General features: G+C 40.4%; 2 protein-coding genes. Both read left to right on the top strand.

The annotated features are described in order from the left end of the window. Positions 1–193: uL14 family ribosomal protein (locus ACTHTY_RS11875; protein ID WP_440367830.1), on the top strand; the 193-nt coding region annotated here is incomplete at its 5' end. An 11-nt stretch (positions 194–204) separates the two neighbouring features. Then, a partial coding sequence (gene rplX, locus ACTHTY_RS11870) for a 50S ribosomal protein L24 (protein WP_440367829.1) occupies positions 205–396 on the top strand: 192 nt, incomplete at its 3' end.

Genomic DNA, 396 nt, shown 5'->3' with positions numbered 1-396 from the left:
AGATGTGTATAATAGACATGCTAAGGGTGTGCGTCGTCCTGATGGTGCGTTAATTAAATTCGATAACAATGCTGCTGTGTTGTTGAATAATAAACTTGAACCTCTGGGTACCCTTATTTTTGGTCCGGTAACCCGTGAATTGCGTACTGAGCGATTTATGAAAATCGTTTCATTGGCGCCTGAAGTATTATAAGGAATAGCGCGATGAATAAGATCATTAAAGGCGATCAGGGTGTAGTGATTACCGGTAAAGATAAAGGTAAGCAAGGTCAAGTAGTTCGAGTGTTGGGTGATAAAGTTGTTGTTGAGGGTGTTAATGTTGTGAAACGCCATCAAAAACCTAATCCAATGCGTGGTAGTGAGGGTGGCATTATTACTAAAGAAATGCCTTTGGAT

The organism is Neisseria sp. P0019.S002 (assembly GCF_051957155.1).
Lineage (GTDB): Bacteria > Pseudomonadota > Gammaproteobacteria > Burkholderiales > Neisseriaceae > Neisseria > Neisseria perflava.
The sequence above is the reverse complement of the archived record's forward strand: the minus strand, read 5'-3'. Positions and strand labels throughout refer to the sequence as shown.